Annotated in this window: 14 protein-coding genes; 1 reads left to right on the plus strand and 13 read right to left on the minus strand. The window is 66.8% G+C overall.

Annotated features, from left to right (window positions below):
* Positions 1–327: 327 nt before the first annotated feature.
* Positions 328–1,458 (minus strand): alpha/beta hydrolase, encoded by a 1,131-nt coding sequence (locus tag VKZ50_00715; protein HLJ58236.1) that lies wholly within the window; start codon positions 1,456–1,458, stop codon positions 328–330.
* An 81-nt stretch (positions 1,459–1,539) separates the two neighbouring features.
* Positions 1,540–2,253: a hypothetical protein gene (locus VKZ50_00720; protein ID HLJ58237.1), complete on the minus strand. Its 714-nt coding sequence runs from the start codon at positions 2,251–2,253 to the stop codon at positions 1,540–1,542.
* Positions 2,254–2,592: 339 nt separating this feature from the next.
* On the opposite strand from VKZ50_00720, the gene VKZ50_00725 reads away from it, so the two are divergent.
* Positions 2,593–3,342, plus strand: a complete 750-nt coding sequence (locus VKZ50_00725) for a TetR/AcrR family transcriptional regulator (GenBank protein HLJ58238.1) — start codon at positions 2,593–2,595, stop codon at positions 3,340–3,342.
* Positions 3,343–3,769: 427 nt separating this feature from the next.
* Here the strand turns inward: VKZ50_00725 and VKZ50_00730 are convergent, their stop codons facing one another.
* The 11 genes from VKZ50_00730 to ubiE all read right to left on the minus strand — a co-directional run bounded on the left by VKZ50_00730 (position 3,770) and on the right by ubiE (position 16,203).
* Positions 3,770–5,524 carry a cbb3-type cytochrome c oxidase subunit I gene (locus VKZ50_00730; protein HLJ58239.1) on the minus strand — a complete coding sequence of 585 codons (1,755 nt, stop codon included), beginning with the start codon at positions 5,522–5,524 and terminating at the stop codon, positions 3,770–3,772.
* A 672-nt stretch (positions 5,525–6,196) separates the two neighbouring features.
* Positions 6,197–6,517 carry a cyclic-di-AMP receptor gene (locus VKZ50_00735; protein ID HLJ58240.1) on the minus strand — a complete coding sequence of 107 codons (321 nt, stop codon included), beginning with the start codon at positions 6,515–6,517 and terminating at the stop codon, positions 6,197–6,199.
* A 215-nt stretch (positions 6,518–6,732) separates the two neighbouring features.
* The gene (locus tag VKZ50_00740; protein HLJ58241.1) at positions 6,733–6,867 is read right to left on the minus strand and encodes a hypothetical protein; all 135 of its coding nucleotides are present in this window, start codon (positions 6,865–6,867) and stop codon (positions 6,733–6,735) included.
* Between the two features lie 244 nt (positions 6,868–7,111).
* Positions 7,112–8,662, minus strand: a complete 1,551-nt coding sequence (gene menE, locus VKZ50_00745) for an o-succinylbenzoate--CoA ligase (GenBank protein HLJ58242.1) — start codon at positions 8,660–8,662, stop codon at positions 7,112–7,114.
* Positions 8,663–8,673: 11 nt separating this feature from the next.
* Positions 8,674–9,573, minus strand: a complete 900-nt coding sequence (locus VKZ50_00750) for a 1,4-dihydroxy-2-naphthoate polyprenyltransferase (GenBank protein HLJ58243.1) — start codon at positions 9,571–9,573, stop codon at positions 8,674–8,676.
* Complete coding sequence (gene menB / locus VKZ50_00755; GenBank protein ID HLJ58244.1) at positions 9,574–10,392, minus strand: 1,4-dihydroxy-2-naphthoyl-CoA synthase; 819 nt, start codon at positions 10,390–10,392, stop codon at positions 9,574–9,576.
* Entirely contained in the window at positions 10,343–11,233 is an 891-nt protein-coding gene (gene menH, locus VKZ50_00760; GenBank protein HLJ58245.1) for a 2-succinyl-6-hydroxy-2,4-cyclohexadiene-1-carboxylate synthase, read from the minus strand. Before menH ends, menB begins: the two co-directional genes overlap by 50 nt.
* On the minus strand, positions 11,233–13,092 hold the full coding sequence (menD, locus tag VKZ50_00765; GenBank protein ID HLJ58246.1) for a 2-succinyl-5-enolpyruvyl-6-hydroxy-3-cyclohexene-1-carboxylic-acid synthase: 1,860 nt from the start codon (positions 13,090–13,092) through the stop codon (positions 11,233–11,235). The genes menH and menD overlap by 1 nt, the downstream gene beginning before the upstream one ends.
* Positions 13,089–14,609 carry an isochorismate synthase gene (locus VKZ50_00770; GenBank protein HLJ58247.1) on the minus strand — a complete coding sequence of 507 codons (1,521 nt, stop codon included), beginning with the start codon at positions 14,607–14,609 and terminating at the stop codon, positions 13,089–13,091. The genes menD and VKZ50_00770 overlap by 4 nt, the downstream gene beginning before the upstream one ends.
* Complete coding sequence (locus VKZ50_00775) at positions 14,596–15,198, minus strand: TetR/AcrR family transcriptional regulator (GenBank protein ID HLJ58248.1); 603 nt, start codon at positions 15,196–15,198, stop codon at positions 14,596–14,598. The genes VKZ50_00770 and VKZ50_00775 overlap by 14 nt, the downstream gene beginning before the upstream one ends.
* 213 nt (positions 15,199–15,411) lie before the next feature.
* Positions 15,412–16,203, minus strand: a complete 792-nt coding sequence (ubiE, locus tag VKZ50_00780) for a bifunctional demethylmenaquinone methyltransferase/2-methoxy-6-polyprenyl-1,4-benzoquinol methylase UbiE (GenBank protein HLJ58249.1) — start codon at positions 16,201–16,203, stop codon at positions 15,412–15,414.
* Positions 16,204–16,437: the final 234 nt, after the last annotated feature.

The raw sequence follows: 16,437 nt of genomic DNA on the forward strand, positions 1-16,437 counted from the left end.
CGCTCCTCCTACGCCTAACTGCCGGCGTTACCGCCGCCAGCCCAAGGATGGATTCCCGGTGGGTGGCTAACCCTTGCCGAGGCAGGAATTGCACCTGCTGGGAACACCGAGCTTCGCCCGCTATGTTCCGCCTTCACCTCCCTTCCGCGAGCTTTGCGCCTGGCGCGCCTTGTGCACGTCACATCCCGCGCACCGCTCGTACACGACCCGCACGCCGGCCATCCCTAGCCTCCCTGCAGCGGTTCGCGACGATCCGTCATGGAGGGACTCTCCTCCGCGTGCTCGCCCGAAGGCGGCAACAATCTGTGGTGCTCCGGATCGTCGGGGTCAGACTCCTTTACGGGCTCTCGGCACCAGGGAGACGCGACCTCTCTTCCCCCGCTGCAGATCGTTGCTTCCACCATGACCGCCGTTTTCATCCTGTGTGGCGCTGCCCTGGAGCAGCATGGCCGACTCCTTTGTGGAAAGTCCGTGCGCGAATTTTGCGATCAGTGTAGCCAAGGCTTCCGGCTGCTCGTGGGTGCTGAGATGACCGCCTGGCACACGCTCGATCTGGAGCCCGAGCTTGCCCAGCCGTTCTTGCGCGAGGTCGACTTGCCGGTGTTCAAACGGATCTTCGTCGCTGCCCCCCACCAGGAACGGGAACTGATCGCGATACGCTTTGAAGAGGCGGCCGAGGTCGAGTCGGTCGCCTTGTGCTTTATGATCGGCCACGAAGCCCGCTGCGGCGGCGAGGTAGAATAGGCCATCGTGGCGGTCCATGGCGCTATAGAGCTCGCGGACCTCGGCGTCCGTTACCTGATAGCCTTTGGACCACATCACCCCTGCAATCATCTTGAACAGCGTGAAGGAACGCCCCAGACCGCGGCGGGCCCCGTTGGGGAGGCGGCGCAAGATCGGCGTCGTGTACCAGGGGTGGGAGTGCCCGTCCGCGAAGAGCCCGCCATTGAAGATGAACACGCCGCGTATTTCCGGGCCGCCCGCGGGTTCGGCCCGCTCGGAGCGCTCAAACCGGCGCTGCAGGTGTTCCAAGACGACAAGCGAGGAAAAGTCGAAGGCGACCAGCGTCGTCGATCGGACACCAAAATCCCGCCAGATCGTTTCGACGAGATCGGTGCGTTCCGCGGTGGAATATGCATAATCCCTGGGCTTGTCGCTGTCGCCCATACCGACATACTCGACGAAAAGCTTCGGCATCTCGGCCGCGCTCGGTAAATGGGGGAGAACCGTGGCCCATCCAAACGAGCCATCCGGATATCCCGGCAGGAAGGACACAGCGTGGGCGAGATCTCCCTCCCACCTCAAGAAGACGTGGAGGGGCGCGCCTTGGGCATCAACAATGGCACAAGCCCCGGGGTCATAGCCGACGCGCTCACCGCCCGCGAACCAGGCTTGCGCAGACGGCATCCTGCCGACTTGTTCGGCGGCTATCATGTGCATCGTATCGGAACGGATCATTTCTCAACCTCCTGTGAAGGCCGCGGTCGGTGCGGCGGCCAGTGTTGAGGTGCGTGAGCGATGCTAGGCTCGCCGCAACCTTCAGGTCGCGGAGCGCGCTGGCAGCACGGCCCGTGGCGCACGTTCCTCGGATCTAATCTTTGCGGCGATCGTCAAGTGGACCAGGAGATAGAGTGGGACGAGCATCGTCGGGACCACGATCCACGGAAAAGCGCCCATCACCGCTGTGCCCGGCCCTTCCGTGAAGACCCGAAACGGTGTGCCGGGCGCCGAGAGCGCGCCGAGCGTAACCGCGTCGATCAGATCGGCGGCACCGAGAACGTTCCAGGCCAAGACCCAGCCGCGGTTCTTCGACCCTGTCGCAGCGATCGCCGCTACCGGAATCGCCAAGGCACCCGTCAAGGCGTCACCCCACCCTGCGGCCGGCCCGAACGGCGCGGAGACCCGCCCCTGCGCGGCCGAGGTCGCCATCAAGATTCCCGCGAGCCGGCCAACGTTCACGGCAATGAGCGCCGGAAGTGGCACCGAGAGCAACGCGCTCCGAAATTGCGGGCCTGCACCCCACGCGATGAACAGGAGGGCAAAGAAGACTGCGAATGCCAGCACGGGAATCGGGACCGGCCCGGGAGCACCGAGGCCGACGCCGGCAATAGTGACGACGATGACACCCCATAGCGCCGCGGCCGCAGCGAGGGCGAGCTTCGTGGATCGGCGGGCGGGTGCAAACCCCAGCAGAACGCCGATGAGCACGGCATACAGTGCCGGATAAACAATCGCGCCAATGACCTCTAACATGGATCTCCTCCTTGTTGTTGCGTTTCGATGACGCCCCGTACGAATCTCGCACCCAGCGTCTGGACCGCTGACAGGTCATGCAGGATCTCGCGCTACCGGGCCTCCCGACGCACCGCGCGACTTGATGCTGCGCTGGCCAATGCGGCCGTCACACGGTTGCGGGTGAGCGGAGCGCGTGCCGCTCGGCAGGCGAGCCGGTGCCGGGGAAATTTGTCGCTGACGAGAATAGGCTTGACCATGACGATTCCCTCCTTTACACTTGTTGCCGGTTGGTACCAGACGGTACCATAAACGCGATGATACGGTACCGGCTGGTACCATGTCAAGGGGGGATTTTTGATGGCGGCACGGCAGGCGTCGGAGTCGCGCGGGACACACGATGACGACAACTCGGTCCGGCAGCGGATTCTAAGCGCGGCCTTCGGAGCTTTTATGGAGCGTGGCTACGCAGACACCAGCACGCGCGAGATCGCCACGCGCGCGCACGTTTCGAAACGAGAGCTCTATGCACTGGTCGGCAACAAGCAGAGAATGCTCACAGCGTGTATCAGCGCGCGGGCGCAACGCCTCAAGGCGCCCGCTGGCCTGCCCGAGCCGCGTGACCGAGAGAGTTTGGCGCAAGGACTTACTGCCTTTGGGGTCCGCCTCGTAAGCGAGGTAAGCGATCCTGTCGTCATTGCCGTGTTCCGGCTCGCGATTGCCGAGGCCGTGCGCGCACCCGAGGTCGCACAGATCCTGGACTCCGCTGCCCGCAAGATCACTCGGGCCGCCTTGACGGACATCATGACCAAAGCTCGGTCAGCGAGGCTTCTTGGCGGCGATCCCGTTAAGATGACGGAACAGTTCGCCGGATTACTCTGGGGTGATCTGATCTTGGGGTTGCTCCTTCGTGTGATCGCTCGTCCGAGCGCGAGCGAGATCGCACGAAGGGCTCGCGATGCTACGGCAGCCTTCCTCAACCTGTATCCCGAGCCCGAGGGGGCCAGGCCGCGGAAGCCGTTGGCAAGGAAGAAATCACCTGAGGGCTCGAGCGCACCGTTGTTGAGCCCGATCTACACGGCGCACTTCCGGATGGAGAAGCCGGGCTAACGCCAGCCGGAACCGTATGAAGGGGGCATGCACTACTGCTCACAAAGTATAGCAGTCTCGCGGATTGACCATCGCATGGGGCACTACACCTCAGGATCAAACACGCTCACGACCCGGAATGGACGTGGTGCCCTGGATACGGGCGTGGGCTTGGGTCATGACGCGTGTTGTCGGCTGCAGTTGGTGCCGCGAGCGCGGTCGCGTGCGCTGCATCCGCGGAACCATGGTCCCGCACGTGCCGCCCGAAGTGGCGACTGTTGCGCCGGACGTGCAGGGCTTGCCGGCTGATCTGCCTCGTCAACCGCAGAACACGCGCCATCTGTGTGACCGGTGTCGGCGGGCCCTCGGTCCCGGCCGCCCACGCCGCGGCGTTGCCGCACGAGTACCTGTGTCGGCATCATGTATCCTCCTGCCGTCGCCGGCCGCGTTAGTCCTCACCGCCGCCACCCGCGGCGACCGGGACGTCCTGCACCGTCTGAGGGATGTAGTCCTCCTTCGCGCCGGGGACGCTGTAATCGTACGGCCACCGGTAGACGGTGGGGAGCTCGCCCTCCCAGTTGCCGTGAGGCGGTGGCGTGGCGGTCGTCCACTCGAGACCATTCGCGCGCCACGGGTTCGTGTCGGCCGCCGGCCCGTGCCGGAGGCTCCAGAAGAAGTTGAAGATGAAGAACAGCTGCGCGAACCCAAGCACAAACGCGCTCAGCGACACGAACACATCGATCGGCCCCGTGTGGGAGAGAAACGGGTAGGCCTCGGTCGAGTACAGTCGCCGGTCGTTCGCGTGGAGACCGATGAAGTGCATCGGATAAAACGTCCCGTAGATGCCAAGGAACGTGAGCGCGAAATGGATCTTCCCGAGCGTCTCGTTCATCACGCGCCCGAAGAACTTCGGGTACCAGTAGTACGTGGCCGCGAGAATCGCGAACAGCGAGGCGCTGGCCATCACGAAATGGAAGTGCGCGATGACAAAATACGTGTCGTGCAGGTAGATGTCCACCGGCGCGACGGCGAGAAAAATGCCGCTGAGACCACCCGTGACAAACACCGACACGAAGCCGACCGCGAACAGCATGGCGGTGGTGAAGTAGATTCGGCCCTGCCACAGCGTCGTGCACCAGTTGAACGTTTTGATCGCCGATGGAATCGCAATGATAATCGTCGAGGCGATGAACGCGGCGCCAAGCAGCGGGTGCATCCCGCTCACGAACATGTGGTGGCCCCACACGAGGAAGCTGAGAAACCCGATCGCCGACAGCGATAACACCATCGCCTTATAGCCGAAGATCGGCTTCCGAGAGAACGTCGAGATGATGTCCGACACAATGCCCATCGGTGTGAGGATCAGAATGTACACTTCCGGATGCCCGAAGAACCAAAAGAGATGCTGCCAGAGCAGCGGGTCCCCGCCCTGATGCGGGCTGGCCTGCCCGCCGATCAGCACGTTCGTGGGCTCAAAGAAGCTGGTGCCTGTGAGCCGGTCCAACAGCAACATGCCGAGGGCCGCCATGAGGACGGGAAACGTGAGCAGCGCGAGCACCCCGGTGACGAGCATCCCCCAGATCGTGAGCGGGAGACGGCCCATCGATAAGCCGCGCGTCCGGAGGTTGAGGATCGTCGTGAGGAAGTTGAGGGAGCCAAACAGGGAGGAGATCAGCACGAACAGGATCGCGATGATCCAAAGCGTCTGGCCAAGCCCGGCACCGCCTTCAGCCGCGGGCAGAGCGGACAGCGGGGCATAGGAGGTCCACCCGTTGCCGGCCGGCCCGCCGGGGACGAAGAACGACGCCAGGATCGTGATGACGCCCGGGACGAACGTCCAGTACGAGAGCATGTTCAGGAATGGGAACGCCATGTCCCGCGCGCCGATCATGAGCGGGATCAGCAGGTTGCCGAGGCCGCCGGTGAGCATGACCGTGAGGAAGAAGAAGATCATGATCGTCCCGTGCATCGTCACCGCCTGCAGGTACTGCTCCGGGCTAAGGACGCCGTTGTCGGGCCACCCGAGATGGACGCGCATCAGCATCGCCATCGCCCCGCCGACCAGCGCCATGAACATCGTTGTCAGGAAGTACTGCTTCCCGATCATCTTGTGATCGAGGCTGAAAATGTAGTGGCGGATGAAGCTTTCTGTCGGATGGGCATGGTGGACGAGCTCGGGTCTGTGGACCGTGACCGCATCCATTCAGGGCTCCTCCAGCGTACCGCTGGCTGCGATGATGCCGACCGCTGGTGCGGGCATGTTCATCTTCCTCTGAAGACCTACGGTATTATCCCCGGGTTCCGTTCACTCGCCTCGCGTCGCCGCTCCGGGCGGGCCCCGGCTGGACCACCTCGTGAGAACCTGCGAATGCGAGAGCGGCATCAAGCATACGCCGTGTCGCGCGGCCGCCTTCTTCGCCCACCCGCGCTCCTCCGGCCGCCGCTCCGTCCCCGACCTGTTGGCCCGCGGGGGCGGATCGGTCTCGCACGACCATCTCGCCGCCGAAACGGGGGTCCTCCCGGTCGCGCGCGCCTGCGGAAAACACCGTGGCGTCACCTTCCGCTGGACGTGTAATAAGCGCCTGCGATTCACGCATACCACGGTTGCCGACCATTCGCGACACGCCTCGCACTGGGCCGCGCACATCTACCAGCAGGCGCGCGCCCGCGGCTGCGATCATCCGCATGCCATCCGCGTCCTCGCCCGCGCCTGGCTCCGCGTCCTCTGGCCCTGCTGGCAACAGCGCCTTCCCTACGCCACCGAAACCATCGGCCAACCTGCGTCTTCCTCCCTCCCGCACTCGCGGGCGCTTACCTCGAGGGGGGACACAGAATGTCTCACCCAGGTACTCCCAGGGTGAGGGTGAATGTGCGCCTAAACGCGTTCCATCCTCGTCGCATCGAGAACAAACACCACCATCCTGTGCTCCTGCGCCGACGTTGGGGCACGCCGCCGTCCCTGATGGGCTTCGCAGATCTGTTGCATGACCTCGATGACGCGATCCACCTGGTCCGCGTTGACGCCAGAGAGAATCGACACGCTTCCTACCTGCCAGATTCCACCTGTCGAACCGAATCTCGTCGCGGGAATGTCGCTGTGGGCGAAGGTGTCCAGCACCTGGGACGCATCCTCGTGTGACGCGATAATAAGGAGTAGCTTCTTCCCGTTCCCCGCCGAGCTGCGGCCATCACCCATTGGCCCCACCAATCCCCCGACTGGGCGCTCTGGCGTCCCCCTACTGTAGCAACGACGCGCATCCCCAAGAAGTTCTTGACCCTTGGACCGTTCGACCACACTGCTGAATCGACTGTTCCGTCAGCGGCCATCGTGGCGCGTGAACGGGCCCGCTCGGCATTCTCGGCTGTGCTACGTGGATCGCGTTTGGCATCGCCGTAGAAGGCGAACGACCGTCACACCCTCGGCACCGACACGGTGACCATCCCCGCCGGCACCTTCCAGCACGTGCACAGTGCCAGACCGCGTTTCAATTCGGCGTCATCCGGCAGGTCCAAATCGCGGACGTCATCGGCTTTGTCGATCTCCACTTGGATTCCCAATACGGTGTCAACGACGCGCTGAAGTCCACGACGAGCCAGGAGCTCGTCCGCGGCCCCATGCGGTAACGATCACGGCGGGAAGAGAAGATGAGAGGAACGCCCACCCTTATGGGCGAGGATGCCCCAGCCGGTCCATCTGTGGATCCCGCCGACTCGCGGTAACGACATCGATGCAACCCGTCATGAGTCTCCGTGAAGGCGGGTCATCCACACGGGGTCCCGGGCAACTTCGTTACGAACGTCGTTGCCGCAAGAGTTCGGCCATCCGCTCCCGCACGCGGTAGCGAAGCAGCTTCCCCCCGGCCGATCGAGGAAGCCCGTCAACGAACCACACATGCTTGGGGACCTTGTACATGGCAAGTCGTTCAGCGCAAAACGCCTTGAGCTCGTCCGCATTCGTCTGCGGACGGGCACGCACCAAGACAGCGGCGACCACGACCTGTCCCCACAGGGGATCCGGAGCGCCGACGACGCACGTGTCCTCCACCGCCGGGTGGCTCTGCAGCACGCGCTCGACCTCCGCCGGATAAACATTTTCTCCCCCGGACACCACCAGATCCGTTCGGCGATCCACCACATAGAGGTACCCGTCGGCGTCGAGATACCCGAGATCGCCGGTGTGCAGCCAGCCGCCGTGCAAGACCTGTGCAGCATCGCCCGGTCGCCCGTCGTACCCGCGCATGACGACAGGGCCCCGCACGAGGATCTCGCCCACCTGCCCCGGCGCCGTCCGGCGTCGCCCCGAAGCCGCGATCCGGAGCTCCGTTGGAAACAGCGCTTGGCCGGCGGACCCGGTCTTCCGCGACACGTCCTCGGGCGCCAGGGTGGCGACCTGGGACGCCGTCTCCGTCAGCCCGTAGGTCGGCGCGATCGGGATGCGGCGTCGCACGCACGTCTCAAGCAGGCCTGGTGAGATCGGCCCGCCGCCAAGCAGGATGGCTCGGAGGCGCTGCGGAAACGGCCGCTGCCCGCGCGCGTCGATGAGGCGCTGCAGCATCGTGCCGACCAGCGAGATCAGGGTCACCCGCCCGTCATCGATCTCGCGGTTCACGACGTCCGGCTCGAACGCGTCGTGCAGGATCACCGGCACCCCGTAAATCACGCTGCGCCACAGAATCGCCAGGCCGCCGACGTGGGAGAGCGGCAGACACGCCAACCAGCAGTCGTCGCGCTGCAGCCCGAGATGCAGCGCGGCGCCCACGGCGCTCCACCAGTGGTTCCCGTACGTCAACAGCACCCCCTTGGGCGTCCCCGAGGTGGCGGAGGTGTGCACAATGCCTTGGATCGACGACAGAGACAGGCGCGGGCACGGGAGTCCCTCGCCAAGCGCGCCCCCGCCGCTTCGATCATGTGGTTCGGGCTCGGGCTCCTCCGCAACGAGCGCACGCACGGTTGGCAGAGCCGCCGCCTGGCCGAGCGCCGCCAGGGCGCCGTCACAGATCACCGCGGTCGCGCCCACGCCGTCGAGTTGCCGCACGAGTTCGGGCTTCGTGAGCCGCGCGTGCAGCGGCACCATGACCGCGCCGAGCTTCGTCAGCGCATGCGTGGTCGCGACAAACGACGCGCCGTTCCGCATGAGGACCGCCGCCCGCGTGCCGGCCGTTATCCCCGAGCCGGCGAGCCAGTGTGCGACCCGGCTCGCGGCCGCATCGAGCTGGCCGAACGACCAGCGATGCGCCCCGGTGACCAACGCCGGGCGTTCCGGGAACGCGCGGGCGCGCGCGTCCAGCCACGCGGGCGTCTGGCCGGACCACGGTTCCTCCTGCGACCGCACGCGGGCCACGGCGACCGACCTCACCACAGGCTGGCGGCGAGCAGCATGCCAAAGAGGAGATGGAGCGCGGCGGTCTCGCGAAGCGCCCGGTTGAGGCCCGCGGCAAGTGGCGGCCGCCATACGGTGCGCACGAGCGCGGCCCCGAGCGGCACGGTCAGCCACGGTAGCCAAAACCACGCGCCGATCTCCCCGACGCTTCGCATCACGGCCGGCGCCAGGCCGGCACCCACGAGACAGCCGAGATACAACACCCGCGTGCGATGCGGCCCCAGGAGGATCGCGAGCGTCCACTTGCCGACCGCACGGTCGGAGTCGATATCGCGCAGGTTGTTGACGACGAGAATGGCCGTCGCAAGCAGACCGACCGGGATCGACGCGGCAAGGGCAAGTCCGCTCACCGTGCCCATCTGGACGTAGGCTGTGCCGACGACGGCCAGCACCCCAAAGAACAGGAAGACGAACAGTTCCCCGAGCCCGTGATACCCCAACGGCCACGGCCCGCCCGTGTATCCCAGCCCCGCCGCGATGGCGAGCCCCCCGGCGGCGAGCACCGGCCAACCGTACCGCGCGGCAAAGGCCGCTCCCACCAGCGCCGCAATCCCAAAACACACGTACGCGCCCGCGGTGGTCTGTTTCGGGGTGAGCAGCCCGCTCTGCGTCACCCGCAGCGGACCGCGACGCGACGCCGTGTCCGCGCCCCGCAGAAAGTCGAGCACGTCGTTGTACAGGTTCGTGCCGATCTGGATACCCAGGGCCACGACGAGGGCCCCGAGCGCCCACCCCGGACGAAACTGCCCGCGATGCGCGGCGACCGCCGTCCCCACCACCACGGGGACCACCGCCGCCGGGAGCGTGGGAACGCGCGCGGCGATCATCCACGCACGCCAGAACCGCCCGTCCACGCCGTCGTGCGCGTGCAATCACGGATACCGCGGAAACTTCGAAAAGTTCGGCTTGCGCTTCTGGACGTAGGCGTCCCGCCCTTCCTGCGCTTCCTCGGAGAGGTAGTACAGGAGCGTCGCGTCGCCCGCGAGCTGTTGCAGCCCGGCGAGCCCGTCGGTATCGGCATTGAACGACGCCTTCAAGAGGCGCAGCGCCAGCGGACTCTTGTCGAGGAGCTCCTTGGCCCACCGGACGGCTTCCGCCTCGAGCTGGTCGAGGGGCACCACCGTATTGACCAACCCCATGGCGAGCGCCTGCTCGGCGGTGTACTGCCGACAGAGATACCAGATCTCCCGGGCCCGCTTGTGCCCGACGATCCGCGCCAAATAGGCCGACCCGTACCCCCCGTCGAAGCTGCCCACCTTCGGCCCGGTCTGTCCGAAGACCGCGTTCTCGGCGGCGATCGTCAGGTCGCAGACGACGTGGAGGACGTGGCCGCCCCCGATCGCGTAGCCGGCCACGACCGCGATCACGGGCTTGGGCAGCGTGCGTATCGCCCGTTGGAGGTCGAGGACGTTCAGCCGCGGCACCCCATCGCGGCCCACGTACCCCGCGTCGCCGCGAATGCGTTGGTCTCCGCCCGAACAAAAGGCCTTCGTACCGGCGCCGGTCAGGAGCACGACCCCGATCTCCGCGTCGTCGCGCGCGCGGGCAAACGCGTCGAGCAGCTCGGCGACGGTCTCGGGGCGAAAGGCGTTGCGGACCTCCGGCCGATTAATCGTAACCTTCGCGATCCCCTCGGCCCGCTCATAGAGAATGTCGCTGTAGTCCCGGACCTTCTGCCATGCGGTCTCCATCGTGGCTCACCTCGTCATGGGCTCGGTCGCGTAGGCGTTCGAGAAACTCAAACACGTGCCGCTGAAACTCCTCGGGCTGCTCCACCTGCACCGCATGCCCGGCCTGCGGGACGACCGTGAGCTGCGCACCGGGTATCAGCGCGCACAACTCACGCCCAAGCGCACAGTAGCGCTCGTCGAGCTCACCGACCATGAGCAGCGTCGGGAGGCGCAATCGGGACAGGTGCTCGTGCAAGGCGGGCTGTGCGCCTTGTCCGATGCCGCGCAGGCTGTTGGCGAGGCCGCGCGCTTGATGCCGGAGGCGCTGCGCGCGAACGGTGCGCCGGACGGCCGCCGGCAGGCGCTCCTGGGTGGCAAACAGCGGGTGCCGCTCCCACCGGCCGACGAACGCCGGCACACCATCCCGCTCGATGGCGTCGGCCAACGCGCCGTCCTCCACCGCTCTGGCCCGCCGGGTCGCGTCGTCACGGATCCCCGGCGACGCGCTCACCAGGATCAACGCGCCGACGCGACGCGGCGCGGTCGCGGCGAGATAGAGCGCCACCCGGCCTCCCATCGAATAGCCGAGCACGCACGGCCGATCGACGCCGAAATGATCGAACACGGCGAGCAGATCCGCCGCGGCGTGCTCGATCTGATACCGCCGCGGATCGGCGGGCGCGTCCGACCGCGCGTGCCCGAGGAGATCTGGAACTAGGACACGCCGCTGCGCGGCGAAGACGGACAGATGCGGGTGCCATGCCTCGGCGCTCCCGGTGAACCCGTGGAGCAGCACGAGGGGTGGCCCGCTCCCCTCAGTCTCGACGTGCAGGCGCACGCCGTTGACCAGGATGCGCGCCATCAGTACACCGATCCGGGTGCCAGGGCCGATCGGCCGCCCGCAAGCGCCCGTTCAACCTCGCCCCAGACCTCGCGGTGCAGCACAACGTTTCGGTCCCGTGCGGTACGAACCTCCACAATGCCGAGCCCCGAAGAGGTCAGCCCTTCCCGCACGCACGTCCCAAATGCTTCCCAGGTCTGCGGACGCGCAAACGCCGCCCCATACAGCTCCGCGGCCACGCGAAAGTCGAGGCCCGTGGGCGTGCCGAAGAGCGCCTCGAAGTGCTCCGGATAGCCCGCCTGTGGCAGGAAGGAGAAGATCCCGCCTCCGTCATTATTCAACAGCACGACCGTGGCACGCAGGCGATGCAGCTTCGCGGCGAGCAGGCCGTTGAGATCGTGATAGAAGGCGAGATCGCCAAGGACGAGCACAACGGGCGGCCGTCCCACCGCGGCGGCTCCCAAGGCGCTGGAGACGACGCCGTCGATGCCGCTGGCGCCGCGGTTGCCGAGGACGCGGATGGTGCGCGGGGAGCCGGGGAAAAAGGTGTCAAGGTCGCGCACCGGCATGCTGTTGCCAACGTACAAGGTGGCGCCGTCGGGAAGCAGCTCCGCAAGCTCAGCAAACACCTTTCCTTCGAACGGCTCGTGAATGCGCCCCAGCTGCTCGGTGATCGCCTGCCGGGTCTGGGCGGCGAGCCGCTGCCACATCGCCACCCACGGCGTCGGCGCGCACCCCTCGCCGCGCTCCAACTCCGTATGCAGGCGCGCCGAGCCCGCCGTGCGGCGCCGCCCGATCTCCGTGGTCACACCCTCACACAGCCGCCTCGGATCGGCGTGGACCACCTGCGAGGCGAGTCGCCCGGGATCACGCCATCCACCGCCGCCGTCGATGATCGTCTGACCGATGCGCCCGTGCCGTTCCAAGTACCCGAGGAGCGGCTTCGACGCCGGGACGCCCCCCACGCGGAGGATGATGTCGGGCGTCAACGACGGCGCCAGTGCGCCCACCCGCAGCAGGGCGTCGTAGCTGTCCACGACATGGCTTCGATCATGGGCGCCGCAGCGCACCTGGGACAGGGGGTCCGCCAGGATCGGGTATCCCAACACCACGCCGAGCCGACAGATCGCCTCCGGAAGCGCGGGATCGTCCTGTGGGCCGCAGACGATCACGCCCTTGGGCCGCCGCTGAAGGTCGTCGGCCAGCGCACAGACGAGATCGGGGTCCGGCACGGGCTCTGCGCGCCGCACCGTGGTGAACGGTTGGCCGTCATCCCGCCCCACAGCGCACGCGACGGCACGGCGATCGTCTGCGGGCTGATCGAACGGTTCGACCGTCGGCACCAGCGGTTCGCGCAACGGCAGGTTGAGGTGCACCGGGCCCGCGGGGACTGCCGTCGCCTCCGCGACCGCTTGGCAGGCGAGCGTCCGCGCATATCGCACCAAGACATCCGTGGCCTCCGGGACGGCCGCGTCCACGAACCACTTCGCATGCGCCCCATAGAGTCGAACCTGGACGATCGTCTGGGACGCGCCGCAGTCACGCAACTCGGGTGGGCGGTCGGCCGTGAGCACAATCAGCGGCACTCGACCGTACGCGGCTTCGATCACCGCGGGAAGGAAGTTCGCCGCGGCCGTCCCCGAGGTCGAGAGCAGCGCGACGGGAGCACGCTGCATCCTGGCCATCCCGAGCGCAAAGAAGCCGGCAGATCGTTCGTCGATGAGCGTCCAGACGCGGAGCCCGGGGTGGGACGCCGCAGTCAGAGCCACCGGCGTCGAACGCGATCCGGGGCACAGGCACAGGTGGCGCACGCCGGACCTCACCAACTCGTCCACGAGCGCGCCGACGCAGGTGTAGGTGGGGTTCTCGGCGCCCCTCATCGCCCGGATTCCTCTTGGCCGCGAACTCCGAGCGCCGAAAGGACCGGACGGAGCTTCAACGACGATTCGGCGTACTCTCGGTCGGGATCCGAGGCCGCCATGATGCCGCAGCCGGCGAACAGACGCGCGTCGGCACCGCTGACCACCGCGGACCGGATCGCCACGGCAAACTCGCCGTTCCCCGTCCGATCCACCCACCCGACCGGACCCGCGTACCACCCACGGTCCCATCCCTCGTGGGAACGGATCCACTGCAGCGCGGCCTCGCGCGGGGCGCCGCCCACGGCCGGAGTGGGATGCAGACGACCGACCAGGTCCAGCAACGTCGTGCCCTCTCGCGGGAGACCGCTCATCGGTGTCATGAGGTGCTGGATGTTGCGCATCTTGAGCAATACCGGGCCCGCCGGGACGGACACACGCGCACACACGGCCGAAAGTGTCTCGCGAAGGGCATCGACGACGATCGCATGCTCGGTCAGATCCTTGGGATCGCGGAGCAGCGTCTCGCCCAGGCGGCGATCCTCATCCTCGCTCGCGCCGCGCCGCACGGATCCCGCCAACGCGGTCACCTGCATCTCGCCGTGGTGGAGACGGACGAGACGCTCAGGGGTCGCGCCCAGGAAACACCTCCGGCCGCGGGCCACGGCGAACAGCGTGCAGTCGGGATACTCGAGCCGAACCGTCCGCAGTGCCCCAACGGGATCAAAGCCGGCGGCACGGAGCCGGAGCCCGCGGGCGAGCACCACCTTCTGCAGCGCCCCCGCGCGAATCGTGTCGGTGGTCACCGCGACGAGGCTGCGCCACGCATGGGCGGAGGGAAATTCCTCCGTCGAGCGGTCGGCTGCCTCCGGCTGGTTGCCGGAGCCCGCCGCGCCGCCGGCGAGGACCTCAGCGTAGACCCGCACACACGCCTGCACCTCTCGATCTTGATCGACGGCGAGTCCATCAGGCGCAATCATCGCCGCGACGGTGAGCCAGCCGGCGTCACGAATGTTGACGAGCGAGACGCGCGGAAGCACGAGGAGGCCGGCGGGATACCCCAGCCACTCCCCGCCGGTGGGGGGCTCAGGGGCAAAGGCAAACCCCCCAAATCCGACCGGGCCGGAGATTCGCCCGCCCCCGGTGGAGTCGTCTCCGCAGGCTTGGTCCATGACGGTACGCCATGTTTCGGCCGCGTGCGCGAACCGGTTGGCGCCCGCGGTCGTCACGGTCCACGCGGACCCGATCCCGACCAGGCCGAACCGCTCGCTCGGGGCCTCCCAGAGCGTTCGGGTGTCGGCGACCTGGGTCGCCCGGTCGAACAAGGTCACGAGATCAACGGGAGAGACCGGCAGCATCAGCCATGCCAAGACGGGCCGTCCGAGCGCACGCGCCCGCACGGCGGCCGTGGCGGCGACCCGACGAAATCGGACCGCTGCCTGCACGCAAAGCGTCCCGGGGCCGTCCAACGTTTCGCCCACGAAGACGGGGTCACACTGGAGCTCGAGGTTCCCGGCGGGACCGTTAGGCGGTTTCATCACGAGATCGTGCACCAATGCTCCGCAGGAGCAGCATCCGCAGCGACGGCAGAAGTCCGGTCAGGTCGCCATCCACCGCCAGTTGCTGAGTGGCCACTTCGTTGATCGCCCCGATCCACGCCGCGGCCGCGGTGCGCGTGTCCTGCGGCGGGATCGCGCCGTCCAGCACCGCCCCGTCGAGATGTCGTTGAATGAGCGCGGCGAATCGCTGATGGATGTGCAACCGACTCCGCTCAAACTCGGCGCCGAGCGCGGCCGATTCGATCAGCAGAATCTTGGTCAGGTCCCGGTTTTCTGACGCCACGCCCATGACGACTCGAAGCGCCGCCTCGATCTTCGCGAGCGCCCCAACCTCGTGCTCGATCACATGATCGACCCCGGCCTCCACCGCCGCAGCCATCTGTTCCAGCAGCTCTAAGAAAATCGCCTGTTTGCTTGCGAAGTAGTAGTAAAAGGTACCCTTGGACGCTTCGGATGCCACCACGATGTCGTCGACCGTCGCACGGTGGTATCCTCGCGAGGCGAACACGGTCACTGCGGCCCGAATCAAACGCTCCCGAGTGGCGGACTCCAGCGTGCTCCGCCTCATTGTTCGCCCCCGCCCTGAAATTAGACTGACACGTCAGTCTAGCCAAAACTTATCGAGATTGTAGGGTTTTGTCAACATTCCGGTGTGAAACTCCGCCCTGCCGGGGTCGAAGCCAGGAAACAATGGGTAAGCGGAGTCAGGCGACTCCGCCCAAACGGGGAACGCGGTCGCCACGTTATCCAAGCGCGTCAAGGGGGGCCGCTCGCCATCCGGTCAAGCGGAGGGACGCGCAGCAGTGTGAATCGTAGCAATGCCCGCGAGTAGGTTGTGATATCTCACCCCAGCGAACCCACCGGCAGCGAGGATCTCGGCAAATCGGGGTTGGTCCGGCCAGCGCCGGATGGACGTCGGCAGATACAAGTAGGCATCCCGATGACCGGCGACCAAACCTCCCAATCGCGGCACGACCGCAAAAGAATACCAGTCGTACAGCCCTCGGAGTATGCCGTTGGTCGGCCGGCTGAACTCGAGAATCGCAAGACGCCCGCCGGGCCGCAACACGCGCTGAATCTCCCGGAGAGCGATCTCGACGTGCCCGACGTTTCGGATCCCGAACCCAATCGTGGCCGCGTCGAAGGATGCGTCCGGAAACGGCAGGGCCTCGGCGTCACCTTGCACGAAGCAACAGCCACCAGCCCCTCGGAGCGCGCCGGCGCGTCGGCGGGCGACGCTGAGCATCCCCTCGCTGACATCCAGCCCCAACACCGTCCCGGTCGGTCCCACCCGTCTCGCCAGCAGAAAAGCGAGATCGCCTGTCCCACAACACACGTCGAGTGCGCGTCCACCGGTCGACGGGTCGAGCATTCTCACGGTCGCCCTCTTCCATCTCCGGTGCAGGCCCCCGGACAGCAGCGTGTTGACCAGATCGTAGCGCTGTGCGATGGCATCGAACATCCCGCGGACATACCGCGCCCTCTCGTCCTCAGGGATCAAACCGGATCCGACGAGTTCCCCGGCGGGATCCTGCGCATGTTTGGCGGCCACGCCGTACTGTTCCGTGGACACAAGCCGTTCCCCCTCCAGACACCGAGCCGTCACGCGTGTGGGCGTTCGCACGGTGTAGCCGCGCCACGGATCACCAACGTGACCGGTGACCGCGGCCCATGCCAACGATCTGGACGAGATGCAGCGCTTCCCTCGGGGGGCATGGATTTAGGGTGGACACTGCGGGCGTTCCACGACCGCGTGCTGTCGCACGGCTCCGTACCCGTGTCGCTCATCCGGACGGCCGCGGGCAAA

Source organism: bacterium (genome assembly GCA_035295165.1).
In the GTDB taxonomy this organism is placed as follows: Bacteria; Sysuimicrobiota; Sysuimicrobiia; order Sysuimicrobiales; family Segetimicrobiaceae; genus JAJPIA01.